The sequence below is a fragment of the Desulfopila sp. IMCC35008 genome (assembly GCF_010646885.2).
GTDB lineage: Bacteria > Desulfobacterota > Desulfobulbia > Desulfobulbales > Desulfocapsaceae > Desulfopila.
In genome coordinates this window covers 1,715,596-1,740,968 of record NZ_CP050700.1, presented here as the reverse complement: position 1 = coordinate 1,740,968, position 25,373 = coordinate 1,715,596, and the positions used below count along the sequence as shown (strand labels likewise).

The 25,373-nt window shown below is 46.4% G+C and carries 21 protein-coding genes; 14 read left to right on the top strand and 7 right to left on the bottom strand.

The features are described from left to right. The first annotated feature begins 92 nt into the window (after nucleotides 1-92). The 4 genes from GA520_RS07660 (at nucleotide 93) to GA520_RS07645 (ending at nucleotide 4,332) form a co-directional block, all read left to right on the top strand. Complete coding sequence (locus tag GA520_RS07660) at nucleotides 93-1,385, top strand: amidohydrolase (RefSeq protein WP_163339545.1); 1,293 nt, start codon at nucleotides 93-95, stop codon at nucleotides 1,383-1,385. Next, nucleotides 1,378-2,967 (top strand): amidohydrolase family protein, encoded by a 1,590-nt coding sequence (locus GA520_RS07655; protein WP_163339544.1) that lies wholly within the window; start codon nucleotides 1,378-1,380, stop codon nucleotides 2,965-2,967. The genes GA520_RS07660 and GA520_RS07655 overlap by 8 nt, the downstream gene beginning before the upstream one ends. A 164-nt stretch (nucleotides 2,968-3,131) precedes the next feature. After that, complete coding sequence (locus GA520_RS07650) at nucleotides 3,132-3,854, top strand: DUF2293 domain-containing protein (protein ID WP_163339543.1); 723 nt, start codon at nucleotides 3,132-3,134, stop codon at nucleotides 3,852-3,854. Nucleotides 3,855-3,882: 28 nt separating this feature from the next. Then, complete coding sequence (locus tag GA520_RS07645) at nucleotides 3,883-4,332, top strand: hypothetical protein (protein WP_163339542.1); 450 nt, start codon at nucleotides 3,883-3,885, stop codon at nucleotides 4,330-4,332. A gap of 105 nt (nucleotides 4,333-4,437) precedes the next feature. Here GA520_RS07645 and GA520_RS07640 read toward each other — a convergent pair whose 3' ends face one another. Continuing rightward, nucleotides 4,438-6,138, bottom strand: coding sequence for an alkaline phosphatase family protein (locus GA520_RS07640; RefSeq protein ID WP_163339541.1), 1,701 nt, complete (start codon nucleotides 6,136-6,138; stop codon nucleotides 4,438-4,440). A gap of 224 nt (nucleotides 6,139-6,362) precedes the next feature. Here GA520_RS07640 and udk point away from each other — a divergent pair, with 224 nt between their 5' ends. Further along, on the top strand, nucleotides 6,363-7,004 hold the full coding sequence (gene udk, locus GA520_RS07635; RefSeq protein WP_163339540.1) for a uridine kinase: 642 nt from the start codon (nucleotides 6,363-6,365) through the stop codon (nucleotides 7,002-7,004). Between the two features lie 45 nt (nucleotides 7,005-7,049). Here the strand turns inward: udk and GA520_RS07630 are convergent, their stop codons facing one another. From GA520_RS07630 to GA520_RS07615, 4 genes are all read right to left on the bottom strand, one after another. Next, nucleotides 7,050-7,934, bottom strand: coding sequence for a DMT family transporter (locus GA520_RS07630; RefSeq protein WP_163339539.1), 885 nt, complete (start codon nucleotides 7,932-7,934; stop codon nucleotides 7,050-7,052). Between the two features lie 312 nt (nucleotides 7,935-8,246). Beyond that, nucleotides 8,247-8,528, bottom strand: a complete 282-nt coding sequence (locus GA520_RS07625) for a hypothetical protein (RefSeq protein ID WP_163339538.1) — start codon at nucleotides 8,526-8,528, stop codon at nucleotides 8,247-8,249. Between the two features lie 325 nt (nucleotides 8,529-8,853). After that, on the bottom strand, nucleotides 8,854-10,644 hold the full coding sequence (locus GA520_RS07620; RefSeq protein WP_163339537.1) for a long-chain fatty acid--CoA ligase: 1,791 nt from the start codon (nucleotides 10,642-10,644) through the stop codon (nucleotides 8,854-8,856). Nucleotides 10,645-10,917: 273 nt separating this feature from the next. Continuing rightward, nucleotides 10,918-12,330: a flavocytochrome c gene (locus tag GA520_RS07615; protein ID WP_163339536.1), complete on the bottom strand. Its 1,413-nt coding sequence runs from the start codon at nucleotides 12,328-12,330 to the stop codon at nucleotides 10,918-10,920. A gap of 210 nt (nucleotides 12,331-12,540) precedes the next feature. Between GA520_RS07615 and GA520_RS07610 the strand changes: the two genes are divergently transcribed. The 5 genes from GA520_RS07610 to GA520_RS07590 all read left to right on the top strand — a co-directional run bounded on the left by GA520_RS07610 (nucleotide 12,541) and on the right by GA520_RS07590 (nucleotide 17,986). Next, complete coding sequence (locus GA520_RS07610) at nucleotides 12,541-13,512, top strand: MBL fold metallo-hydrolase (RefSeq protein WP_163339535.1); 972 nt, start codon at nucleotides 12,541-12,543, stop codon at nucleotides 13,510-13,512. A gap of 103 nt (nucleotides 13,513-13,615) precedes the next feature. Beyond that, on the top strand, nucleotides 13,616-14,800 hold the full coding sequence (locus GA520_RS07605) for an epoxyqueuosine reductase (RefSeq protein WP_163339534.1): 1,185 nt from the start codon (nucleotides 13,616-13,618) through the stop codon (nucleotides 14,798-14,800). Nucleotides 14,801-15,019: 219 nt separating this feature from the next. Next, nucleotides 15,020-15,616, top strand: coding sequence for a DUF2284 domain-containing protein (locus tag GA520_RS07600; protein WP_163339533.1), 597 nt, complete (start codon nucleotides 15,020-15,022; stop codon nucleotides 15,614-15,616). A 53-nt stretch (nucleotides 15,617-15,669) separates the two neighbouring features. Next, nucleotides 15,670-16,464: a DUF3786 domain-containing protein gene (locus GA520_RS07595; protein ID WP_163339532.1), complete on the top strand. Its 795-nt coding sequence runs from the start codon at nucleotides 15,670-15,672 to the stop codon at nucleotides 16,462-16,464. A 172-nt stretch (nucleotides 16,465-16,636) separates the two neighbouring features. Beyond that, nucleotides 16,637-17,986 (top strand): sensor domain-containing diguanylate cyclase, encoded by a 1,350-nt coding sequence (locus GA520_RS07590; RefSeq protein WP_163339531.1) that lies wholly within the window; start codon nucleotides 16,637-16,639, stop codon nucleotides 17,984-17,986. A gap of 145 nt (nucleotides 17,987-18,131) precedes the next feature. On the opposite strand, the gene gshA is transcribed toward GA520_RS07590, so the two are convergent. Next, nucleotides 18,132-19,757 (bottom strand): glutamate--cysteine ligase, encoded by a 1,626-nt coding sequence (gene gshA, locus GA520_RS07585; protein WP_163339569.1) that lies wholly within the window; start codon nucleotides 19,755-19,757, stop codon nucleotides 18,132-18,134. Nucleotides 19,758-19,892: 135 nt separating this feature from the next. After that, on the bottom strand, nucleotides 19,893-20,312 hold the full coding sequence (locus tag GA520_RS07580) for a VOC family protein (RefSeq protein WP_163339530.1): 420 nt from the start codon (nucleotides 20,310-20,312) through the stop codon (nucleotides 19,893-19,895). Between the two features lie 265 nt (nucleotides 20,313-20,577). On the opposite strand from GA520_RS07580, the gene rsgA reads away from it, so the two are divergent. From rsgA to katG, 4 genes are all read left to right on the top strand, one after another. Continuing rightward, on the top strand, nucleotides 20,578-21,453 hold the full coding sequence (gene rsgA, locus GA520_RS07575; protein ID WP_163339529.1) for a ribosome small subunit-dependent GTPase A: 876 nt from the start codon (nucleotides 20,578-20,580) through the stop codon (nucleotides 21,451-21,453). A 142-nt stretch (nucleotides 21,454-21,595) separates the two neighbouring features. Next, the gene (locus tag GA520_RS07570) at nucleotides 21,596-22,216 is read left to right on the top strand and encodes a LysE family translocator (RefSeq protein WP_163339528.1); all 621 of its coding nucleotides are present in this window, start codon (nucleotides 21,596-21,598) and stop codon (nucleotides 22,214-22,216) included. A gap of 156 nt (nucleotides 22,217-22,372) precedes the next feature. After that, on the top strand, nucleotides 22,373-22,819 hold the full coding sequence (locus GA520_RS07565) for a Fur family transcriptional regulator (RefSeq protein ID WP_163339527.1): 447 nt from the start codon (nucleotides 22,373-22,375) through the stop codon (nucleotides 22,817-22,819). 278 nt (nucleotides 22,820-23,097) lie between these two features. Continuing rightward, nucleotides 23,098-25,272, top strand: a complete 2,175-nt coding sequence (gene katG / locus GA520_RS07560; RefSeq protein ID WP_163339526.1) for a catalase/peroxidase HPI — start codon at nucleotides 23,098-23,100, stop codon at nucleotides 25,270-25,272. Nucleotides 25,273-25,373: the final 101 nt, after the last annotated feature.

Below are 25,373 nucleotides of genomic sequence, written 5' to 3'. Positions count from 1 at the left end.
TGACACTCCTGTCTTTTTGCTTTTAAGTCACTGCAGTATCACTTTACCTGAAGAAACAATTTAAGAACGGTACTATACCAACGAGACTCATCATGCTTAGCCAGGAACTGAAAAAACAACTCGATGTTGAGGTAACAAAGAATCTCAACAGACTAGAAACGATCTACAAACAGATCCACAGCAACCCGGAACTTTCCTGCCAGGAAGAACAAACAGCCGCCACAGTTGGCGCTGAACTCAACAAGCTCGGGCTCAATGTCCATACTGGAATCGGTGGACATGGACTGGTAGGTGTTCTTGAAAATGGCTCAGGGCCCTGCCTGCTGATTCGGGCGGATATGGATGCCCTTCCACTCAGGGAATTGACCGGGCTTCCCTATAATTCCCAAGTGGTTTCAATCGATGTAAACGGCAACCAGATACCTGTCATGCATGCATGCGGCCACGACTTACATACCACCTGCCTTATCGGGGTCGCTTCAGTTCTTACAGCTCTCAAAGCAAAGTGGCAGGGCAAAGTTCTTTTTATCGGTCAACCTGCTGAAGAAACCATAGGGGGAGCCGACCTCATGATGAAGGCCGGGATCTATGACAAGTTCGGTCGTCCCGACTTTGCTCTGGCCCTTCATGTCGATCCATTTGTCGCCGCCGGCAGCGTTACACTTGCTCCGGGTGTGCAGTCAAGCTGCAATCACGCTGTTGACCTCATTGTAAAAGGCATTGGCGGCCATGGGGCCTCCCCACACCAAACTAAAGACCCTATCTTGCTGGCCGCACATATTATTACCGCGTTACAATCAATCATAAGCAGGGAAGTTAATCCCAGTGAAATGGGGCTTATAACCGTCGGTGCAATTCATGGAGGTACCAAACGGAATATTATTCCTGAAGAAGTGGTGATGAACCTTACTATCCGAGCATTTGACAGAAACCTGGCCGACAAGCTGCTGGAGGCAGTCAAACGCACGGCATGCGGTATTGCCCAGGCCCATGGCCTGCCTGAGGAATTGTGGCCGGTTGTCGAACTGCCTGAAACATCCTTCCCACCTGTCATAAACGACCCCTGTTTAACAGAAACAATAAAGAGTGTATTCTGCGATCTTCTGGGCCCCGATAAGGTGGATCTGGATACACCAAGCAACGGCTCAGAAGATTTCAGCTTTTTCGGTGAATATGACCCTCCGGTGCCCCTCTTGATGTACCACCTCGGTGTTACTGCTCCTGATCGCCTTGAAAAAGCAGTGGATGGAGGGGGGAAGATCGCCCCTGTTCATGATCCCCGTTTCTATCCCGATCTGCACCCAAGTCTTGCCACCGGGGTGACAACCATGAGTGGTGCTGCCCTTCATTTATTAAGAAAAACCACCACACAAAGAGATGTTTGACCTGATCATTCAACAGGCATTTCTCATTGATGGTACAGGCAAGCCCGGTTGGACTGGTGACCTGGCTATCACAAACGGCAAAATTGCAGGCCTCGAACCATCCATTAATGCAGAGGCTGCACGATATATAAACGGTAAAGGGCTCACCCTTTGTCCCGGTTTCCTGGACCCACACTCACACTGGGATGCGACGCATTTACATGGTAAACATGGAGAAATCAAACTCCGCCAGGGAGTCTGCCTCGATGTCGTCGGTAACTGTGGCGAGTCCCTCACCCCATGCACTATCGATAACTGCGGAGATATCGAACAGTTTTTCCCGGGACCTGATAACCGTATTATTCCCAGGTCCTTCAGCCAGTATTGTACGGAATTAGATGCTGCCCAACCAGGCTTGAGGGTAATGTCCCATATAGGTCACGGAACCCTTCGCCTTCTCGCCATGGGCTATAGTGCAGAGCCTCCTGATCATAAGCAGTTAACCAGAATGAAGGAGGAGCTTCGTCTCGCCCTTGATCAGGGTGCTGCGGGTCTCTCCACCGGCCTCTATTATACCCCTTCCGGTTTTGCAGACAGCAACGAACTTCAGGCACTAATGGAAGTTGTTGTCCTTAAGGAAGGGTTTCATGCAAGCCATATACGTAATGAAGCTAGTGGTATCCTCGAAGCTCTTAAAGAGGTTATCACAGTCGGGCTCAAGACTGGAGTTGCGACACACATATCGCACTTGAAACTTGCCGGACGTAACAATTGGGACAAAATCGACAAGGTGATCGAAACATTCGAAACAGCGAGAAACCGAGGCCTCGACCTCACTTGCGATGTCTATCCATACCACCACTCCTGCACCTCCCTGCTCTCACTTATTCCACCATGGGCGCTTGAGGGAGGTATTGATCGGTTCTGTGAACGCCTCAACGATATTGAACTAAAAGAGCAAATACGGCACCAGGTCAGAAATGGTTATCCTGGCTGGGAGAGTGGTGTTCAAAATTCCGGTTTTGAGGGCATAACAATTTCCAGTGTCCATTCCGGTAAACGGCAGAATCTCGTCGGTTTCTCCCTGGCCGAATCTGCGGACAAGGCAGCAATGGCCCCTGAGGATTATGTCATTGACCTTATTGAGAAAGAGTCTGGAGCTGTCTCTATAATCTGTGCGTCAATGGATGAGGAGGTTGTGGCGGAATTTATTCGTCTGCCATTTGCGGTCATTGGCTCTGACGGTGCTCTCAGCCAGGGAAAACCACACCCACGAGCTTTTGGGGCATTCCCACGGGTCATTCGCCGCTTTGTACGCGAGCTGAAAGTACTCCGGCTGGAAGAAGCTATCGCCAAAATGACAGGTAAAACTGCTCAGCGACTTGGGCTTGATGATTGCGGCAGACTTTCCATGGGACTTCGAGCTGATCTTGTACTTTTCAACCCCGAGACGTTTGGCGATACCGCAACGTACGACACCCCATGCCAGCCCCCTGTGGGGATTCATCACCTATTCGTTGAAGGCAAACAGGCCTGGCCGCCAACACAGGGAAGCAAAAATGTACAGGGCGGATTTTGTCCCGCACCACATTCACGAATGTAACCCGCGTCAACCAGTCTTCACCAACATTCTCAGGTAACAGATCAAAGTACGATTGAATATCCTGTTCTAAAAGAGTACCTTCAGGAACATTTTACGGCCTGCTGCCATTATGAATAAATCCGGCAGGAACTGAAACTTTCTATTTCCTTAAACAGACACTCTTTATGCCCCTTAAAGATCGCATTGTCCAACCCGGCTATAAAATTGGAACCGTACTAACTGAGGACAGAAGTGTCCTCACACCACCTGCAGACTGGGCCTTTCTGCCAGCCGGTGACGGTCCGCTTACCAGAAATGTAAAAAAACGAGGCCCCTGTTGGCAGGTACAGGTCCAAAAAGGCAGGCGGACTATCTCAAAAGGAATCTGGACAAAAGAAGAATACATACTTGCCGCCAAAAAAGAAGTAGAGTCCAAACGTTCGACACCTGAATATGCCCGTCGCCAAATCTCCGATCAAAAAAGAAGGGAGAAAAAACACCTGCAGTATGTTGACGAGTTTTACCAGGAAACCCTGAAGTACCTTCATTTCCACGCCAATCACCAGGTTATGGCAGGCAAACTGGCACAAGCCGTGACCGAACACGCAACGCCGGTTGGGTCAGGCACTGTCGCCCGTACTCAGCGTATCTCTATCCAGGAACGTGTTGAAGCCGCCGTTATCGCCTGGATGCGCCACCAGACAACAGCCTATGACACAATGCATATAGCACGAATTAAGGGAAAGCGGCGTGAGGTCCGAAGAACACTTGCCCAACGCTCAAAAGAATTGCTAGACTCTTACCGTACGCCCAACCCTCCTGATACCGACTGTCCCCTGTTGAAGGCACTTGGCAAGGTGGTGCAGAACAAAACGCACACAAAATCTTCTCTATCAGCTGAAGCCTGAATAGATTCCGTTGAGAGGTCCAGCCATCATGATACATAGATTACGATTTCTACCAGCTCTCTTCTTCGCAATAGTCATACTCTTCTTCTATGGCTGCGCGTCGCAAAGTTATCTCCCTAAAAATGCTCAATTTGACGATACTTTTGTAGGGATCTGGCGAGGTGAGCTCTCCCTGGAAAACTCAAAAGTAAAACGTCGCTGGAAGAAAAAAAGACGACCGGACGGTGTATTAACAATTAATATAGGCCTGTATTCCATCGATGACACATATATAGGCCGTGAGCTCCTCTCCGGTTTCTGGTGGGTTCAGGATAATCATTATTTTGAAAAACTTCCCACCCTGAACCATCAGGTAATAGCCCACAAATACGAATTCCAGGAGGACGGTTCACTCAAGCTCTCCGTTCAGACTCAAGATACAGAGAACCGGGAAGCGTACTCGTTTATTGAACACAGGCAAGAGCAAAAACAACAGTAGCAGAGTGATCGTTCAATCCTCCGGAAGAGTCAGTGCCAACACCTTTTCATATTCGAATATCTTATCGCGCCTGACACCGTTACACTCACGGTGCTCCTCACTCTTCTATTGCTTCCCCTGTAAAACCTCTTCAAGCGGCTCGCCAATCGCTCCAGAGGGTTTCTTGATACCGAGATAGGCCGAAATTGTCGGGGCAATATCATAGGGTGTCACAGCCCGTGAAACATGAGCCGCAGATAGCCTGTTACCACCAAACATTACCGGCACAAATGTATCGTACGACCATGGCGAACCATGGGTGCCGGCAACAATTAATCCGTCAAAGTCGTTGATAAAAACATTGGGCTCAAACACCAGGTAAACATCACCTGATCGTTTAGGATGGAAGTTATGAAGAATAGCCTGGATGAGGTTTGTATCCGGCAAATCTGCTGATCGAAGTGCACTGCTCGAAACGGCCATGGCCACCCCTTCAAACTTCATAAGTTCCTCTACTATGGCCTGCTCAACAACAGCCTGATCCAGTCCTTTTTCCTTTATCAATTCATTATCGAGATAAAGATACGGCTGAAAAAAGGATTTTATCAACTCCCCGGCTATCCCGAACTTTTCCTTCAAATTTTGTATTGCAGGCTGTTTATCGAGTTTTTCGGTATCAAAATAGTGAGCCTTGTTAATACTTAATTCATGCAGGAAACCCGGCACCTCTGGTTGACCATGATCGGCTGAGAGCACAATCAGGGTCTCTTCAAGACCTACCTCGGTATCAATAAAACGAAACAAATCTGCCAGGGTACGATCCAGATGCGCCAGATTATCTTCACTTTCTAAACTTGATGGTCCAAAAATGTGGCCCACATAGTCGGTGGAGGAAAAACTTACAGCCAGGAAATCCGGGATTTCATCTTTACCGAGTTGCTCGTTGACCAGCAGTGTCTTGGTAAAATCGAGAGTCAATTCATCACCAGCAGGACTTAAGGTGAGTCGGGTCGTAAAATATTTATCATCACTGCTCCCATAAGGGTGTGGAAACGTTCTGCCAAATCCCGGAAAATCGGTCTCATAATCCTTATCATCACTATCACCGAATAAATAATTCGATTGGTCACGGAGTAGTTCCCAGGATTTTCCGGCATATGCCAAGGCCGGCTTTTTTTCATTCCAGCTATTAACCCAGTCAGGATAAGTGTCGTAATAGTAATTGCTTGTTACAAAGCCACCCCCTGCCTTTGAAAACCAGAAAGCCTTGCCAGCATGGCCGGCCAGTGACACAGCTCCCCTGTCTTTTACTGAGACAGAGAATATTTTCGATTTCCCCGCGTAATGAACCGCCATCTCATCACTGAGCGTAGAGCTCAGAATATTATCCGGTGAACGCCCCTCCACCTTCGCGGCTTTCTGGGTAGGGTCAATCTCCGCATTGCCATCTACATCTGCACCTGCCGTCAACAAACGGTACCTTTCATCTTCAATATTATATACCAGCCGGTTAAGTTGACGATCATACCAGACATTTCCGACCATACCATGAACAGCCGGTACCGTACCTGTTGCCAGAGATACATGCCCGACAATAGTCTCTGTATTGGCATGGAGGTAATGAGCATTGTCATAGTAAATGCCCTGATTTTTAAGATAACGAAAGCCGCCATCCCCTAAAACTGCATCGAACCTGTCGATAAGATCGCCCCGGAGGGCATCGACAGATATCTGCAGAACGAGTTTCGGCGGTTTCTGTCCTGCCTGGATCGAGGTTGCAAGAAAACAGATCAAAAATAATAAGAGTAGAAATCGTAACCAGTTCATACTCACCTCCTGAATGGTGACTGTTCGCTGTAAGATGAAGTTGTAAACGGGTGGAAAATCCAGAAAGCGGATCAAGTCTGATTATAGCATCAATATGGTATCATTATACAAGCAGGTTTATAAAAGAAACTTGCCAGCCCCAGCTATTTCCGATACAACTGCAGAGAAGACTCACTTCCTCTCTTCAGGGCTATGTGGTCCTTTAAACCCCAACAAAGAAAGAAATGCCCTCATCACGACCTTATGTTATTGGAATTGCAGGAGGATCTGGTTCAGGAAAGACCACAGTAATTGACAAGATCCTGGAAAATGTCAGCGAAAATGATACTGTTATTTTCCAACATGACTGGTATTACAAAGATAATCCACACCTCTCATTCGAAGAACGAGCCGATCTTAATTACGACCATCCTGACGCCCTCGAAACGACACTGCTCATTGAGCATTTGAAGGAGACTGTGGCCGGACGACCTGTCACTGCCCCTCAGTACAACTTCAGCGAACATCTGCGTAAAAATGAAACACGTCTCGTTAAACCGCAGAAAATTATCATCGTCGATGGCATCCTGATATTGCGGGACAAGGAATTAAGAGACTTGATGGACTTGAAAATTTATGTCGACACCGACTCTGACCTCCGCTTTATCCGCAGAATGGAGAGGGATATCATTGAACGAGGTCGCACCCGTGATTCCGTCGTCAACCAGTATCTCAACACCGTTAAACCGATGCACGACCTGTTTGTTGAAACCAGTAAGCGCTATGCAGACATAATTATCCCAAGTAGCGGCAGGAACGCCGTCGCCATCACCCTCCTCATAGCCAAAATTGAGTCATTACTTTTCAGCAACCCACGTCAGGAGTAAAATATTTCGGGACTGCAACCTAACACACAGCGTTCAACAATAGGGCTAAGATCCAGCGTCCTCAGTTGTCGAAGAGTCGCTCTCAACCTTTGAGTGCGCCCTCATAGCAAGGACAACCGCTCCAAAGACTATAGTCGCACCAGCCACCGTCCGAACCTCAGGAACTTCTCCAAGCAGCAGGGCAGCAAAGATGATACCATATACGGGTTCCAGACTGGCAATAATGCTCGCCAATTGAGCCTTGAGCGCAGTAAGTGACTTAATAAAAAAAGTCTGGGGTAAGGCTGTGCACAAAACACCAAGGACAAACAACAGCAAAAGTGTCGAGGTATCGGGAAGAGGCTCCTGGATAAAGACGAACGGTAGCAGGCAAAGCGCAGCAGCTGAATGCTGGTAAAATGCCACTACCATAAATGAATCACCTGCCACAAGCCGCCTGTTCAGTAATGCCAAAACAGCGTACAGTCCTCCGGATACAATTGCCCATAACAAACCGATGGTATTTGAATCCGAAAGGTCCATGCCAGGCGCAACAAACAACAGGCCCAGGGTAACCAGAAGACCGCTGGCGATATCAATGTTTCGAAACTTCTGTTTGCAGAGTAAGGGTTCAAGAAAAGTCACAAAGACAGGGAAGGTCGAAAAACCGATCAACCCTACCGCCACGGTTGATATCTGTATCGAATAAAAAAACACGACCCAATGTACCATCAGAACACCGCCTGATAACATCATCAGAAGCAGAGCCCGCCTTGTGGATGCAGCTATTCCGATTTTTAAAACCCAGAGCCCCAGGAAGATGGTAATTGCTGCAAAAATCGTCCGACCGAAAACGATAACCACCGGATTTGCAGAGATGAGCTTTCCGAAGAGACCTGAAAGGCCGAAAAGGATTACAGCCAGGTTCAGTTCAACAAGCGCCTTTTTCACCGTATAGTAATCTCCTCAACTTTACCCACTCCGGACAACACCGTATAGGCTTTATGATAGTTCATGGACACCACCTGCACCTATTAGCCGCAGCCAATAATTGTTCATGCCAAACCGGCACGGATACATTAAATAAAAAAGAAGGTGCAGACAAGGAAAGTACTACAGGAATATTACTGAAATTGTATGTTTTCAGGAGCCATACATGCCAGTTAGTTTGAGGACGGGAACTGGTTAACAGGGATTTCAGAGCAAGATCGAACGGTACCGGAACATTTATTCCGGTACCGTGTGGAGAGAAAAATATTTCAATCAGTGGGTGGCTTTTGGCCAGGCGCAGCATGGTCCCGTTGCGTGATGATACTCTTTGATCATAGAAACCTTGGCATTCGTTTCCTTATGAGCGTGATATTTTATAAATTTGTACAGAGGTTTGAGACCCAATGTCCAGGTGAGTTCAAAAGGGAGGATAAAAATTGCATAAAGTGCCATCAGGCAATATTCAACAACTCCGAATTTGAAGTCAAAATCAAAATCAAAATCCCAATCGTGTTCGAAAGATCCAAAATCTTCTGAATAATTCTCTTTTCGCATAACCTAACCCTCAGCTCGATTTTCAATTGTTTCATCGTCATGACGTAACCTGGAATAGACACTGTGGATTGCTTACCGCTACTGCTTATGGACTTTCCCGCTGAACACCGCAACCATCTGCCGGTTGTTCTCTAATATTTTGCAGCGAGGTGATGGGTCAACCGTCCCCTTGAGAGTGTTACATCTAGTATTTCACCAAACTCCGGCAATGTCAAGGGCCCCTAACTTTTCTCCGAAGATAGTCTGTATCCTGGTGTTTCAACTTCGCCGTAACGATCTCCTTTCAGCTGAATATGGTCTTCTCCTTAAGTACCAGGAATGTCTTTTAGCAGCAGTACATCTGCTCAATATCATTTTTATAATTCTGAAATATGGCGTTCTTTTTCAGTTTAAATGTCGGTGTCATCATTTCATTTTCAATAGTGAACTCGGGAACGATGACTACCTTCTTGATGGTTTCAAAAGAGGCTAGATTTTTATTTTTCTCAGCCACCTCATTATTTATCATCTCGATAATATCAGGGTGCTTAATGAGATCGTCCATGCCTTCATAGGCGATGCTGTTTTTACCGGCGTAATCTGTTACCGTAATTTCGTTGAGTGTGACAACAGCTGTGAGATAGTTTCTCTTTTCACCAACCACACAAACCTGGTTAAAATATATAGATGTAACAAGGTGCCCTTCGATTTTAGAAGGGGCAATATTTTTCCCTCCTGAGGTAATGATTATATCTTTTTTCCGATCTGTTATTTTCAAGAAATCATTTTCGCCAATTTCACCTATATCACCGGTTTTCAACCAACCATCTTCAGTAAATGTATCGGCAGTTTCCTCCGGCATTTTGTAATATTCCTTCATTACATTTCTGCCTTTGAAAAGTACTTCGCCATCCTCACCTATCTTTTGGGATATCCACTTCCCCGGAGGCCCAACAACCCCGAATCTATAATTATCCTGACGATTCACATTGGTGAAAGAACAATTTTCCGTCATCCCGACCCCTTCCAGAATCAATAAACCGGCTGCATGAAAGAACCTGGCGATATCAGGATTGAGAGGGGCCGCACCGCTGATACACCACTTAACCCTGCCACCTAACGCTTTGTGAACTTTAGAAAATATCAGCTTGGTTGCCAACTTATATTGTAACCCGAGAAGAATAGGGATCGATCGTTTATCAACTTTACAGTCCGAGACTTTTTCACCGACGCTACAGGCCCAGTTAAAAATCTTTTCAGTAACGCCACCTTTGGTTTCAACACCTGCGAGAATTTTGGTATGAATTTTTTCAAAAACCCTGGGGACACTTATAAACCAGTGCGGTGATGCAAGGATGAAATCTTCATTCAACGTTTCGATCGAACGGGCAAATGAGGTACAATTCCCTATCTTGATGGCTGCGTTGCAGCATGTTCTCGCAAAAACATGGGCCAGTGGCAGGAAGATAAACATATCCTCTCCGTCATAGAACTCCCCACTGTTTTGTACCGACTGACAGGTAAAGGTTATGTTGTCATGGGTCAGCACCACCCCTTTAGGAACTCCTGTTGTGCCTGAGGTATAAACAATCCCAGCTGCGTCTTCCGCGGTTACCTGATGAAGGCGACCGGCAAAAGATGTATCGTCAATATCCCTGCCAAGTTCCATAAATTCATCATAGGTGATAATCCAGTCATCCTCAGGTGATTCACCATTGAACAGTATAACTTTTCTGACGTCTTTGATACTGGGCCTGATCTCAAGCAGTTTTTGGAGTTGGGTATCATTCTCTGCAAATACCACAACGCCGTCGGAATGGTTGATAATATATTCACAATCGGCAGGTAGGTTTGACTGGTAAATACCAACGGTTGCCGCCCCAATGCACATGTTGGCCACGTCGGTAAGAACCCACTTATAGCAGGTGTAACTGAGGATGTTGACCTTATCCCCCCTTTCAACGCCCAGGGCAATAAGGCTCTTTGAGACAGCTTCGACCTGTTCATAAAAGGTTTGCCAGGTTATGGTCGTTGCATTACCTTCATTATCAAACCACCTGAAGGCGTTTTCCTGCCCACATCGGTCAATGGTTCCGCGGAGCATTTCATGATAGTTCGTATAGTCTATTAACGACATAGAGCCTCCCGATGCTTTGATAAGATGAGCGATTTCTTACTACGGTCAACCGACTTCATGTCAACATTCAAACCAGCACAATATAACCTTAACGCAAACGTAAATACTATAAAAAAATATCCTCCTCTTGAAAATACATTCATGAATGGTCTGACGAATCGTCTCAAAAGCATTAACTAGCTACTTTAGCCAAGTTTTGCGACAAAAGACACCATCTCTTCAACTTATATTTTTGGTGAATTATCAAACCTTAATGCACAAATCAATAAACGTTTACGATAAATACGTAGGCAATAAGGCAGCCTCTTTACCGGCGATTCGGCCAAAGATCAGACATTCCGGCAAGGCGCAGCTTCCCAGGCGGCTTGCGCCATTGACACCGCCACTTACCTCCCCGGCCGCAAACAGTCTGCCAATTGGTGTGCCATAGAGGTCCAGCACCCGCGCATGCTCATCAATCGCTACTCCACCCGGTGTATGGTGCACCTTTGGCCAGAGCCTTATAGAATAGAAAGGTAAATCGACCAATTTCTTTGCACCATCACCAAGGGATTTACCGAACTTGTCTGTTACTTTATCTTCAATCATTCGGTTATACTTACCAATTTCATTCTCAAGGCGATTAACGGGCATATTATATGCTTTGGCAAGACCTGCAATTGTGTCAAACTTTTTCACCTTTCCTTTTTTAACACAGTGCACCAGACTCTCACTGTCAGCCTGAGCTCCTGCCGCATCAACAATGCCTATACAGGGATGCCCGCACGTAATAATCGCCTCGGATCGTTCACGTCTGTCACCCCATTCATTAAGAACTCGACAGCCACTTGCAGGATCAACGATTATCCCGTGAGGAAATACACTGTAAGAGGCAAAACGTGACCCCTTACCATATCCAGGTTCATCCGCACAACTCCAGGGGCCGGTCTGAATCCAGGAGAGATGAACCGGGGCGCCCTTTATTGCCAAAACTGCCCGAAGTCCTTCTGCTGTCGCTCCACGATGATTAGTGCTCCCTATCGAGTCGTCCAAAAGCGGATTCTGGAGGCGACGAAAACCAATATCACCGCTGAACCCTCCAGTGGCCAGGACCACGGCACGATCAGCCCGGACGTGCTGAACGATGCCGCTATCCTGCACCCCAAACCTGTATCCGGAGCGAATTCTGACACCGATCACACCGCTGCTGTCTGAAATGAACTGAGTCAATAACGAGCCGCAACGCAGTTCACCTTTTAACTGTTTCAGCTTTCTCACCAAGGCCTTGATGATTTCTGACCCGGAGTGACTCTTAGTCGTCAGGGTTCTGGCAACACTGTGTCCTCCTGAACGATCCAACCGTTCCTGATAGCGAACGCCTAACTTCCTGGTCCAATCAATAATTCCGGCAGCCCTGTCGGCTACAATCTTTACCAGTTCCGGATGATTCAGATATAATCCGGCTTTCAACATATCATTATAAAACAAGTCGGGAGAATCCTGGATGCCGGCCTCCTTCTGCTGAGGGGTTCCCGGAGCAGCCAGCCCTCCGTCACTGATTCTGCTATTGCCGCCACTCACATTCATTTTTTCGAGCACAATAACAGTGCTTCCATGCTTACGTGCCTCTATTGCCGCTGACAATCCCGCCAGACCACTACCGATAACAATCACATCAGCATGGTCATCCCATTCAACATGTGTCACTTTGAATTCCTTCTGATATTATTATATCGCTCTTAAACAGTATGCAGTAGTATTAGAGAGAATCAGGTTATTCATTGTTTTGCAAGTATTTCCGGTCACACTTGCATACTCGTTACTACCTTATCTTGCGGTCTTTTAGAAGAATGATTAGTCTTCATTCTTGAAAGAATGACGCATTTCACCAATCCAAAAGAATACTGGTAGGATACTATGAAATTATTATTCAGGTCATTTATCTCAGCTGCAATCATCTCTCTACTGTACACATTTCCAGCATTTGCCCAAACAGTTAAAATAACCCCCTTGGGCAGCCACGATGGTGAGTTCTGCAGCAGGGATCGAGCCATGCTATTTGAGGACCCGGACGGCACAACACTGCTTTTCGATGTCGGCCGTACAGTAGCCGGCCCTGGTGATTCACGCCTTGGTAACGTCGATGTTGTTCTTTTAAGTGGCATGCACGGAGACCATTTTGGTGATAAACGTATCGAAAAGGTAGGTGATGGGACATGTGCCAAACCCAAAACGGAAGTCCAGACAGTTCCCAATTCAAACACCGCAGAAATCATCGTCGGCAAAAATGCCCAGGCCTTCCTCGGTGGTGAAATGCATAAGTTTTTGCAGAACAAGGTCAAAGCTGCGGGTGGTTCAGCCAAACAGGTTGGGGTTTTGAGGTTTGGCGGTGAGCGAAAAGTCGGTGGAGTCCGGATAGCCATTGTACCAGTTACTCATAGCAATGGTATAGGGAGTGGTTTTCTGGATAAGGAACTTGGAGACCTCCTCAATCAAAACGGTCTAACCGCTTATGCAGGACCAGACAATGGCTATATACTCACCTTCTCCAATGGCCTTGTCGTCTACCTGTCAGGGGATAGCGGTATATTTGCAGACCAGGATGTCACGGTTCGGGGCTTTTACGGGGCAGAGTTGGCGATAATTAATGCCGGCGGCATTTTTACTTCCGGCCCGAAAGAGGCAGCATATTCAATTTCAAAGCTGATTCAACCCAAAGCCGTTATTCCCCACCACATGAATGAAGCTGCCACAGAGAACGGGAAGCTCAAGCCAGATTCCAAAACAGCGATATTCAATGGTTTGATTAAAGACATACCTGTACATATCCCCCTAAGTGGCCGTACTATGGAGTTTGATGGCAACGGGACGTGCCTGAGCGGCTGCTGAAACATTCCACGGCAGTATCGACAAATGACCCAAGTGCATGATGATTGAAAAGCTGATTATGCACTTTCTGATGTGAAAGATTATTTTGGGAGGAACCGCTCTGATGCGTTTAGAAGCAACTGTAAAATCCCAGGCCATCCGCCTTGGAGCCCATTTAGTTGGCATAACCAGCAAAGACCTCCTCGCCGATGGCCCTCCCTCTGCGGATCCCAGCTACCTTCTCTCATCTGCAAAATCCGTTATCTCTTTTGCAGTTTCTCTGAATGGGGAATTTGCACGCGATTTCATAAGTAAAAAGAGTTGGCGGCCACATTGTGAAGACAGGAAAGCCATAGGCCAAACACTTTACGAGATAGGAGATAAACTCGTTCAACACCTTCGAGCAGAAGGATACGACGCCATCAACGTTGATCTCAACAATAATTACAGACCAGAAGACGCCGCCACTGATGTAACGGAAATGACAGAATTCCATCCGGAATTTTCCCATCGCTATGCAGCCCTTGCCGCAGGAATTGGTCGCCTGGGTTGGAGTGGCAACCTCCTCACCAGGGAATATGGGGCACTGGTCGAATTAGGAAGCGTTATAACCTCTGCAGTCCTGATACCGGACGCACCGATACCAGATGCAGAGCACCCGTGCGACAAATGTAAAATGTGTAGCCTGGTCTGTCCGGTAGAGATGGTTCAGCCCCGATCCTCATCCCAGGTTACTGTCGCCGGTGTCACTGAAACCATATCGCAGAAAAGACCCAACACCTGCTGCTGGATAGGATGCACCGGTTATGAAGGTCTGGCATCTTCCGGCACCTGGTCCAACTGGAGCCCTTACCGTCTCGACCATCCTCTGCCTGAAAACAAACAGGAACTTGATGCTCTTTGCACCCGTTTACAGAAGGCAGACCCACAAATGCAAGGTACCGACAACAGTTTTAACGATTATCGGCAGGCAATTTTTGATCCTGACTGGTTCTACTACACCGTCTGCGGATTTTGCCGTACCGTCTGTTCGCCTTCGAGAGAAGAACGACGTGCAAACCACAAGCTGATCATAAAATCAGGTACCGCCGCCTTAAAGATGGATGGTACCCATATTGTGGCGACCCAGGACGCATCTGAAGTCGCAACACCATTCAATCTCAAGGTGGTCGTTCAGGAAGGTGAAGTTTTAAATGAACATAATAGAAAGAGCCAATGGCCAGGGCAATTCCCACTCGACCGCGAGGTAATAAAATACCTACGGACTCGTGCTACCCCGAAAGATATAAATGGTGAAACAAATGAGTGAAGCCTTTCTTGAAAAAAGAGGGTAGTCCCACCCTGGATGGTTGAATCTGATTAGTTCCAGCAATAATCGTTATCCGCCTATCACCTCATATCACGGATATTTGTTTTCTAGAATATCTGAGGAGAAAACCTCTTGAAAGTGCTAGAATGAGTGGTTGTAAACAAATACATCATTATCCATCGCATAGTGAGTAATCCGATTTGTTTTTTAGAGAATGATATGCCACGTATATCAACACAAGAAGTTGAACGCTTAACACAAGAAGCTATAAACCTTGGTGCCACTTCTTCAGCCCTTATCGCATCCAAAGAAATTGTGGTTAAAGATGATTTAGCCATGCTCTGTAATGGAGAGTATACCTGCCCAAACTATGGCCTTGCCGCGAGCTGTCCCCCCCATGTGGAAGGGCCGGCCGAATTCAGGAAGTGGCAGGCACGCTCCGAGTATTCCATTACTGTTAAAATAGAATTACCCGTATCGGTTATGTTTTCCAGCGAGCGCAAAGGTGTCATGCAACTGCTTCACCAAATTGTCGCAACTGTTGAGCAAAAAGCCATTGCAATGGGTTTTAATAACTCTAAAGGCTTTGCAGGTGGTTCATGCAAAGAACTGTTTTGTGAGGATCACGAATCGTGCAGGGTCATAGCGGAACATGCAACCTGTCGTCACATAGAGTATGCCCGTCCATCCATGTCGGGTTTTGGTATCGATACCATTGCCTTAATGAAATCATCCGGCTGGTCGTCACAAAGAGCTGAAGAATCCAAGGATAACGATTCCACAAGCTGGGTTGCAGGCCTTATCATGCTTGCATAAATAACCATAATCGCTTGTAACTACCTGCACACAAACGAAGGAATCCAGTTCGTATGGCAACATTTAACAATGCAATGGAAGTATTCAAATTATTAGAAAAAACCAATTGCCGCAAATGCAACAAACCAACCTGCCTTGCATTTGCAGGAGCAGTATATCAAGGCCAGGCAACATTACGTGATTGCCCGTTTATCGATGCAAACACCTTGATGCAATACGATGATGCAAGTGTTCCTGATCCAGGTCTGGATTTTTTGAACGTCTTAAACCAGCTCAAGGAGCAAATCAAGGCCACAGACCTTGAATACAGGGCTCACATTCTTGGTGAAACTTTTGCAAACGACAGACTGACCCTGAAAATTTTCGGAAAAGATTTCAGCATCGATGTTGATGGCAATGTCTATACAGATCTTCATGTCAATCACTGGCTGGTCCCACCTGTGCTCAAATATATCCTCTATAGCAAAGGACAACCCGTTTCAGAGAGTTGGGTACCCTTCCGCGAACTTGAGACATCAAAAGACTGGGCCCGTTTCTTTGACCATCAATGCGTACGGCTATTGAAAAAGATAGCAGACTCAAACCCATCATTTTTTGAAGATATTATTTCACTTTTCAACGGTAAACCCGTCGAAGACCATTATGACGCGGATATCTCCCTGATCATCAAACCGTTGCCGTTATTACCGATTCTCTTTTGCTACAATAATCCCGAGGATGGGCTGGAATCGGATCTTAATCTTTTTTTTGATTTCACTGCGGACAAAAACCTGCCAGTCGAAGACATTTATATTCTTATTACAGGACTGGCAAAGATGTTTGAAAAATTGGCCGTAACCCATACCTGAGAATTGGAATGAAATAATAATACTAATGGTTCTGACTGCTTCCTGGAAAACACTATCCCGCAGATGGAGCTATATCAAGCTGAAAAAACATGAAGTGGTTCACCAAGTAACAAACCCAACACCTGGAAATATCTTATTGAATACCACGGAACGCATAAAGATTGTGGACAAAATGGCATCAGATGATCATGAAAGACTTACCGACAGGATTGCGGAACTCGAAAATGAAGTAAAGGACCTGAAGGCTCTCCTTGAGAAACAACACGAAGAAGATGAATCGAAATATAAGCGAGTTATCGATTCAACCTCAGAAGGATATTTAGAGCTCGATCTCTCCTTGCATATCACCGATTGTAACGCGACTATCTTAGCCCTACTGGGCAAAGACAAACAGACCATGTTACATAAACCCATTGATGCTTTCTATGATAGAGAAAGTGTCTATGTGCACTTCGCAAGCATTAGCCATCTAAACTTTGAAGCAGATTTTTCCACATCAACTCAAGAATCCATTCCTCTTCTCTGCAAACGAAGTATCATTCGCGATTCAGAAGGTACACCTCGTGGCTACTTTGTCTTTCTGACAGATGTAACAGAACTCAAAAAAACGCAGGAAAGTCTGCAGCATGCCCAGGCCAGGTATCGCGTGATGTATGAAAACGCAGCCCAGGGCATGTACCAAAGCACCTTTGAAGGGCTCTTTTTAAGGGTGAATCCAGCACTTGCCAGAATTTTTGGTTTTGAAAGTCCAAAAGAGTTCCTGGATTATTCCGGAGGAGTTGAAAACCTCTATAAACACCAGGATGACCGGCAAAAGCTACTTACCGTATTACAAAGAGACCAAGTCGTAAAGAATTATGAAGTTGAGATGGTCAAGCCAGGTGGTAAAATTCTTTGGGTACTCCTCAACGCCAGACTCACAGAAGATCCAGAGGGGAAAGCCATTATTGAAGGTATTTTGATTGACAACACAGATAAGAGATTTGCGGAAGACAGGCTTCGAAAGAGCAGAGAGCGATTCAGGTATTTGGCAAACCACGACAACCTGACAGGTTTATACAACACCAGGTATCTCTATAAGGCCCTTGACGAGCTGATCACATCGAGCAAAGAGGAAGACAAACATTTTTCCCTGGTCTTTCTCGATATGGATAATTTTAAACGGGTTGTGGACACCTATGGTCATCTTAACGGGAGCCAGGCTTTAAAAGAAGTCGCCAGGACCCTGCAAAACAGTCTTGAAGAGCCAGCTTTCGGTGTTGCCTACGGTGGAGATGAGTTTGTTCTTGTCCTGCCGGAAAAAGGGAAAGATGAAGCAGTCAGGCAGATCAGGAGAATACGCTCTCACATGAAAAAAACAACCTACCTTGAGAATAAAGGGCTGGCCGTACATATGTCGGCCAGTTTCGGAGTAGCGACGTTCCCGGACGATGCCCAGGAACGTGAGGGGCTTCTTGCCCTCGCCGATGAAGCAATGTTCGATATTAAAACAGGTGGCAAGGACGGGGTCGGCACCAAATAAACAGACCTCATAACTGAACTCTACTTACATGGTGCCTTGATCATCCTTTGGTTCGTATTTGCGTTAATTGTACTCCAGAAATTCTATTAATTCATATTCTAGAGGATTGCCATCGAATGGTCAAAAGTGATTGAGATTAGAATCATCATTGCTCGCAATGATCACACTGCTCGTCAGGCATAGAAGGCCTCTGGCAAGAATGCTCACCAGATAATACGGAGCCTGCAAGAGTACCTTGCAGCGAAAGGCGAAGAAAATCATCAAAACCTAACGTTTGTGTTTCTTCAAGTTCCTTCTGTCTCTTCAGAGAAGATGCCGCCTCTGCGGCAAACTCCTCCTCCTGTAACTGCTGATATTCTGTACCAAGCAGCGTCTGCCGATGTTGTCTGGCCAGACGCACGGCCAGTTCATTAAAATCCAGGTCCTGTTCGGCCATATCTGCCACGATCCTGGCAGAAAGGGTCAACGCAGGGTTGAGCAGTTTCTGATACTGGCTGTCCAGTGCCGCCCGATACTTCTCGCTCTGTCCCACAGTATCGAGGGTCAAAGCGACCTTGGTCAAATCCGAAAAAACATCCTCTCCCCAACTTTTCAGGGATCGTGGGGTTTCGCCATCCATCAGTTCAAGCGAAACCTTCCGTCCGTCGGTTGCAACCTTATTCAGATTCCGCTGAGCGGCAGCCTGCTGTTTCAAGTTGAGTTCCGGGCTATCCTGCAACAGGCAATAAGTCAAGAAGATATCGAGGAAATAAACCTGCTCCAGATCAACACCCGTTGCGCAATAAGGGTTAATATCCAGAGAACGCACCTCGACATATTGCACACCTCTGGCTGCCAGTGCACAAGAGAGATTTTCCCCTGCTCTCGTGACCTGTTTGGGTCGAATTGCCCCGTAAAGTTCGCCCTCCATTTGCAGGATATTGCTATTTAATTGCCGATACTCCCCATTTTGCCTCACACCGATCTTCTCAAAAACCGGATTAGGAGTAGTAACGGCCTGCCGTAAACCTTTCACAAACTTCGGGAGGCTGTTGTAATTGATTGACCAATTCCCCTGCTCTTTGGAGTTATACCCAAGATCACTCATCCTCAATGAGGTGGACATCGGTAAATAGTGACTTTCCCGGCCTATAGGTTGCAATGGCAGGGTACTGCGTGTACTCCTCAAAAAGGAGTTATCCACGGCCGGAGATGCACCAAAGAGATACGGCACCAGCCAGCCAAGGCGGAGAAAATTCCGGATCAATCCGAAATAGCTCTCAGAAATAAAGTCCTGCAACGGCTGTCGATCATTCTTGATCTGTTGCCATACCGGCCAGAAACTGTCTGGCATGGAAAAATTGAAATGCACCCCTGCTATAACCTGCATCATACTGCCATAACGATTTTTCAGCCCCTGTCGGTAAACCGTTTTTATTTTACCGGCATTGGAGTCACCATAATTCGCCAACTCAATATCCTCTTCTGACTCTATGGTACAGGGCATGCTGGCAGGCCAGAGCAACTCCTCATCAAGATGATGATATACATGCCTATGGATATCGGCTAGAATTGCGAGGGTTTTTTCCGCATCCGTGCCCGCCGGCGTAATAAATTCCATCTGAACTTCTGCGTAATCCGTGGTTATCCAGTCATGGGTGAGTGGCGAACCGAACGAGACAGGATGTGAGGTTGCGGCTATCCGGCTATCATGAGTAACACGTAGAGACTCTTTTTCAACTCCTCGACAGATCCCTTTCAGCGCAGACACATATTTGGGTCTCGAGAGCATTTCCAGCCTTTTTCCCCATGATAATAACAATTTAATCTCCTGCCAAAACTCTTAATCGTTGAAATACCTGCACTTTGCTTTCCAGTGTCCCGACTGGCCATCTTAAGAGCTTACCAGTCGGGACAACTTCAAGCCCTACCAACTCCCCTGGTTTTCCATGGATGCCCAAGGTTCCTGTACTGGTAGTTTTTCGCCTTCTTGAAGGAATTCTATAGAAATCTGATCCGGAGTACGAATAAAAGCCATATGTCCGTCTCTGGGTGGTCTTAGAATAGCGACACCTTTGTCCATGAGCATTTGGCAGTACTCGTAGATATTGTCGACACTAAATGCTAAATGACCAAAATTTCTTCCCTGGCTATATGCCTCTTCCTGGTCCCAGTTGTAGGTCAGTTCTACCTCAGGCTCTCCCGGTTCAGTCGCCAGGTAGACGAGCGTAAATCGCCCGTCTTCATACTCTTTTCGCCTGGTTTCAATCAGTCCGAGTTTGTTTGTGAAAAAATCCAGGGACTGATCAAGATCCTGTACCCGTACCATTGTATGTAAAAACTTCATGGTTCCTTCTCCTTTGTGTAGTAAAGTCTGTAGTTGTACGTAATAATAGTTCGAATTTGAGGAGTTGGTCATATACCACCCTCTGATTCTGCTTTCAATAAAGTCATGGTATAAGAAATACTAAACATAAGCATTGTAGTGATTGTTACACCATAGAATCAATGTAATTGTTCAAATATACCGAATCGTCCCCGTCAGAAGTATTCAGCTGCCTGGATACAGAGATGGGACCAGGGTACAGGCAACTATCTAGAGAGAGTCTTGAGTGAAAGGTAAGATCATCAAAGGTGTCAGTGGTTTTTATTACGTTCATATTCCGGGAAAAGGCGTATATGAATGCAGAGCACGCGGCATACTCAGAAAGGAAAAAATCAAACCTCTCATTGGCGATAATGTTGAGATGGCCCTGGTTGATGAAGCCCAAAAAGTTGGCAATGTTGAAAGGATTCTTCAGCGCACCAATCATCTCATTCGTCCGGCAGTTGCCAATCTCGACCAAACAGTGATTGTTTTTTCACTCGATCAACCCGAGCCCAATTTCAACCTGCTGGATAGCTTTCTGGTAATGATAGAAGCCAAGGGTGTCGATATAATTATCTGTTTTAACAAAAGTGATCTCATACCTTCAAGTCAGGTTGATGCCATTGCCCACAAGTATAAACAGATCGGTTACAGCGTTGTCTCTACCAGCACAACTCAAGGTCATGGCATAGCGGATCTGAAAACTGTACTCTATGGTAAAACATCTGTTTTCGCCGGCCCCTCCGGTGTGGGTAAGTCCTCTATACTCAATCTGATACAAGACGAAATGATCCTTCGGACCGCTGAAGTCAGCGAAAAAATCGGCAGGGGGAAACATACCACCAGACATGTTCAGCTCATTTGTTTTCACGACAATTCGTACGTTGTAGATACGCCCGGTTTCTCCTCCCTTACGATTGAGGATATGCAGGCAGATCAGCTCAAGTATCACTTCAGGGAATTTTATACTTACGAGCCCCAATGCAAGTATATTGGCTGCAACCACCTGAACGAACCTCAATGCGGAGTCAAGGTAGCGGTGGCAAACGGTGATATTGCCGAGAGTCGTTATCTGAGTTACACCCAATTGTTCGAGGAATTGACCAGCGGTAGACGTTGACTCTATTGTTCATCCTCATTCATCAACAATATGAACAAGATTCCCAACAACATCAGTCAATAAAAGATAGTCCAAGTCAATTTTGTGCAATACATGCTGATTCGCATCTTCTATCTTCCTTACGAAAACAGGAGGAAGCAGAATGGATCCGCACCTATACCTTGCCTTTATTGTAGCTACTGTAATCATGATCGCCTTGCCTGGGCCAAGTGTAATTCTGACCGTTGCCCACAGTCTTTCTTTTGGTTGGCAGCCAGCACTTTTTACTGTTAGCGGCGCAACCATGGGGATCGCCGTGCAACTGATCATCGCCTCAATTGGCTTGAGTTCCCTGTTAACAATTGTGGCTGAAGCATTTGATTGGCTTCGATGGGCCGGGGCATTCTACCTTGTTTATTTAGGAATCAGACAGTGGCGAAGCAGTAATGCATCTCTACATTTTGAAAGTACCACGACCACCAGGACCAACCTTTTTTTCCAAGGTCTGGTTATTACAATACCCAACCCTAAAAGCCTGGTTTTTATTGCTGCATTCTTGCCACAATTTATTGATACGACCCTTCCAGTTGGCGCACAATTTATTTTTATCGTACCAACTTTTCTTTTTATAACATTTACTGTCACCTCAATGTGGGCCATATTCGCAGGATTTCTTCGAGGTTTCCTGCAAAGTCAACGCGCCTATCGATCGGTCCTGAAAACAACAGGAGGTATGATGATTATGGCGGGAGTTGGTCTGGCATTGGCTCGCCACAGCGGTTAAAACATTATATATCTCTGTATTAACGAATACATTTACACTAAAAACCCTTATAGGCTCATTAGTTTTACCCACTCGTTTACATTTTTTAGTTGACAGTTACACTCATCCACCCAATAATGATTATTAACAAATAATAGATATTGCAAGGCAGCTCTAATGGACTCAACAAACAATACACCTAACATGCGTCTGAATCAGATGCTTGAAAGGTTAAAAGAAAGTGACTTTAGAATAACACCCCAACGATATGCAGTGTTACATGTTCTTGCGAATAGCCCCGATCACCCATCCGTTGAAAGTATACATGCAGAACTCCTGGATAATTATCCGACAATGAGTCTAGCTACGGTGTACAAAACAATAAATCTACTCAAGCAGGAGGGTGAAATACTTGAGCTGGAATTCAGTGATCTGAGCAATAGATACGACGGGAAAAAGCCATATCCTCATCCTCACGTGATCTGTACTAAATGTGGAAAAATTACTGACCCGTCGCAGTTGAATCTGGAAGAAATCACGAACAAGATGATGGAGGAAACCGGTTTCAAGATTGTAAGCCATAGGCTTGATTTTTATGGCATTTGTCCCAATTGTCTGGAGTAATATTTTTTTGCCATACAGAGGATAACCATTATCTACAGAAACACACTATTTCAAATATCTTGTTTGAAAGATTGAACTTGTGGATCTTGAAGGTTTGCAGGTGATCATTTTCAAATCCGGCGTAATTTGAGCACAACAACCAACAAATAAAATACAAACATCAATAGTTGAAATGCCTGTGGAATGATATACCTTAAACAATGACATCTCCCATCCATTCCATGCAGCGCATTTATGATACCCAAATGGGTAAACCTTATCTCATAAGGAGGTATGCGATGAGCAGCGAGAGCAAGTGCCCCGTAACCGGGAAAACCGGTAAACACGCAGCAACTGGCACGTCAAACCGTGACTGGTGGCCAAATCAGCTACGGATTGAGATTCTACGCCAGCATTCCAATAAGTCCAACCCGATGGAGCCAGACTTCAACTACGCTGAAGAATTCAAGAGCCTAGATCTCGAGGCAGTCAAGAGAGATCTACACGAGTTGATGACCGATTCCCAGGACTGGTGGCCCGCAGACTGGGGTCATTACGGCGGTTTCTTCATCCGCATGGCCTGGCATAGCGCCGGTACCTACCGAACCGCTGATGGCCGTGGCGGTGGCGGAACAGGAAATCAGCGTTTTGCCCCCGTCAACAGTTGGCCAGATAACGTAAACCTCGACAAGGCCCGCCGACTCCTTTGGCCAATTAAACAAAAGTACGGTCGAAAGATCTCCTGGGCCGATTTGTTGATCCTCACAGGCAATGTTGCCCTGGAGTCAATGGGCTTTAAAACGTTTGGTTTTGGTGGTGGCCGTGAAGACATCTGGGAACCGGAAAAAGACATCTACTGGGGTTCTGAAAAAATTTGGCTGGATGACCAACGATACTCAGGTGATCGAGAGCTTGAAAACACACTTGCAGCTGTTCAGATGGGTCTCATCTATGTGAACCCGGAGGGCCCAAACGGCAACCCCGATCCAGTTGCTTCAGGCGTTGACGTCCGAGAAACCTTTGGCCGCATGGGGATGAACGACGAAGAAACCGTAGCCCTGGTTGCGGGCGGGCATACATTCGGCAAATGCCACGGAGCTGGAGATGCAGGGAATGTGGGACCTGAACCTGAAGCTGCTCCTATCGAGGAACAAGGACTCGGCTGGAAGAGCAGTTTTGGCAGTGGTAAGGCTGGCGATACAATTAGCAGTGGCATTGAAGGGGCCTGGAAACCAAACCCGACTCAATGGGACATGGGCTACCTGAAGGTATTGTTTAAATATGAGTGGGAGCTGGTCAAGAGTCCTGCAGGTGCTCACCAGTGGCTGGCCAAGGACGTTGACGATGAAGATATGGTCGTTGACGCTCATGACCCTTCGAAAACAAACCGACCGATGATGACCACGGCAGACCTCTCTCTTCGTTTCGATCCAATCTACGAGCCAATCGCCAGACGATATCTGGACAACCCCGAGGAGTTTGCTGATGCCTTCGCCCGAGCATGGTTTAAGCTGACGCACCGTGATATGGGTCCGATTACACGCTATCTCGGGCCGGAGGTCCCTAGTGAGGAGCTGATCTGGCAAGATCCCATTCCTGCCGTTGACCATGAGTTAATCAATGAGGCTGATGTTGCAGCTTTAAAAGAGAAGATTCTGACTTCCGGACTTTCCGTTGCCGAATTAGTTTCAACCGCCTGGGCCTCGGCATCTACATTTCGCGGCTCCGACATGCGTGGCGGTGCCAACGGTGCCCGCATTCGTCTTGCACCTCAAAAAGACTGGGATATTAACCAGCAAGATCAACTGGCCAAGGTACTTGAAACACTGGAAGGTATCCAGGGTGGGTTCGGCAAGAAGGTCTCCATGGCAGACCTGATCGTACTGGCTGGATGCGCAGGTGTTGAACAAGCAGCCCAAAATGGGGGTCATACCGTTACGGTCCCCTTCTCACCAGGACGTATGGATGCCTCTCAGGAGCAGACGGATGTCACCTCCTTTGCTGTTCTCGAACCTGAAGCTGACGGTTTCCGCAACTACATGAAGGCGAGATACACCGTCTCGCCTGCTGAAATGTTGATAGATAAGGCTCAATTACTCACCCTGAGTGCACCGGAAATGACAGTTCTCGTGGGTGGCATGCGGGTACTGAATACCAACTTCAACCAAACCAAACATGGAGTTTTCACAGAGAATCCAGAGACGTTGACAAATGATTTTTTTGTCAATCTGCTCGATATGAGCACGGCCTGGAAACCGATATCTACAGACGAGGATGTTTTTGAAGGTACTGACCGAAACACCGGCGAACTCAAGTGGACCGGCACCAGTGTCGACCTGATCTTTGGTTCCAACTCTGAACTTCGTGCTATTGCCGAAGTATACGGTTATGCAGACTCTCAAGAAAAATTTATTAATGATTTTGTTTCTGCCTGGAACAAAGTAATGAATCTCGACCGTTTTGACCTTCATTAAACTGAAAGTCATCCTCTTCGAGAACTGAGAGGATATTGAAATATTAGGGAGACAGGAACACAGATGACACCAAAGAGCGTAGTATTCTGAGATGAAATACT

Bases quoted from the DNA above. Each gene is read 5' to 3' on its own strand.
- GA520_RS07600 (WP_163339533.1), top strand. From the start codon at position 15,020: ATGCCACGTATATCAACACAAGAAGTTGAACGCTTAACACAAGAAGCT.
- udk (WP_163339540.1), top strand. From the start codon at position 6,363: ATGCCCTCATCACGACCTTATGTTATTGGAATTGCAGGAGGATCTGGT.
- GA520_RS07595 (WP_163339532.1), top strand. From the start codon at position 15,670: ATGGCAACATTTAACAATGCAATGGAAGTATTCAAATTATTAGAAAAA.
- GA520_RS07580 (WP_163339530.1), bottom strand. From the start codon at position 20,312: ATGAAGTTTTTACATACAATGGTACGGGTACAGGATCTTGATCAGTCC.
- GA520_RS07605 (WP_163339534.1), top strand. From the start codon at position 13,616: ATGCGTTTAGAAGCAACTGTAAAATCCCAGGCCATCCGCCTTGGAGCC.
- katG (WP_163339526.1), top strand. From the start codon at position 23,098: ATGAGCAGCGAGAGCAAGTGCCCCGTAACCGGGAAAACCGGTAAACAC.
- GA520_RS07565 (WP_163339527.1), top strand. From the start codon at position 22,373: ATGGACTCAACAAACAATACACCTAACATGCGTCTGAATCAGATGCTT.
- GA520_RS07570 (WP_163339528.1), top strand. From the start codon at position 21,596: ATGGATCCGCACCTATACCTTGCCTTTATTGTAGCTACTGTAATCATG.
- GA520_RS07645 (WP_163339542.1), top strand. From the start codon at position 3,883: ATGATACATAGATTACGATTTCTACCAGCTCTCTTCTTCGCAATAGTC.
- gshA (WP_163339569.1), bottom strand. From the start codon at position 19,757: ATGCTCTCGAGACCCAAATATGTGTCTGCGCTGAAAGGGATCTGTCGA.
- GA520_RS07640 (WP_163339541.1), bottom strand. From the start codon at position 6,138: ATGAACTGGTTACGATTTCTACTCTTATTATTTTTGATCTGTTTTCTT.
- GA520_RS07650 (WP_163339543.1), top strand. From the start codon at position 3,132: ATGCCCCTTAAAGATCGCATTGTCCAACCCGGCTATAAAATTGGAACC.
- GA520_RS07660 (WP_163339545.1), top strand. From the start codon at position 93: ATGCTTAGCCAGGAACTGAAAAAACAACTCGATGTTGAGGTAACAAAG.
- GA520_RS07590 (WP_163339531.1), top strand. From the start codon at position 16,637: ATGGCATCAGATGATCATGAAAGACTTACCGACAGGATTGCGGAACTC.
- GA520_RS07620 (WP_163339537.1), bottom strand. From the start codon at position 10,644: ATGTCGTTAATAGACTATACGAACTATCATGAAATGCTCCGCGGAACC.
- GA520_RS07625 (WP_163339538.1), bottom strand. From the start codon at position 8,528: ATGCGAAAAGAGAATTATTCAGAAGATTTTGGATCTTTCGAACACGAT.
- GA520_RS07655 (WP_163339544.1), top strand. From the start codon at position 1,378: ATGTTTGACCTGATCATTCAACAGGCATTTCTCATTGATGGTACAGGC.
- GA520_RS07610 (WP_163339535.1), top strand. From the start codon at position 12,541: ATGAAATTATTATTCAGGTCATTTATCTCAGCTGCAATCATCTCTCTA.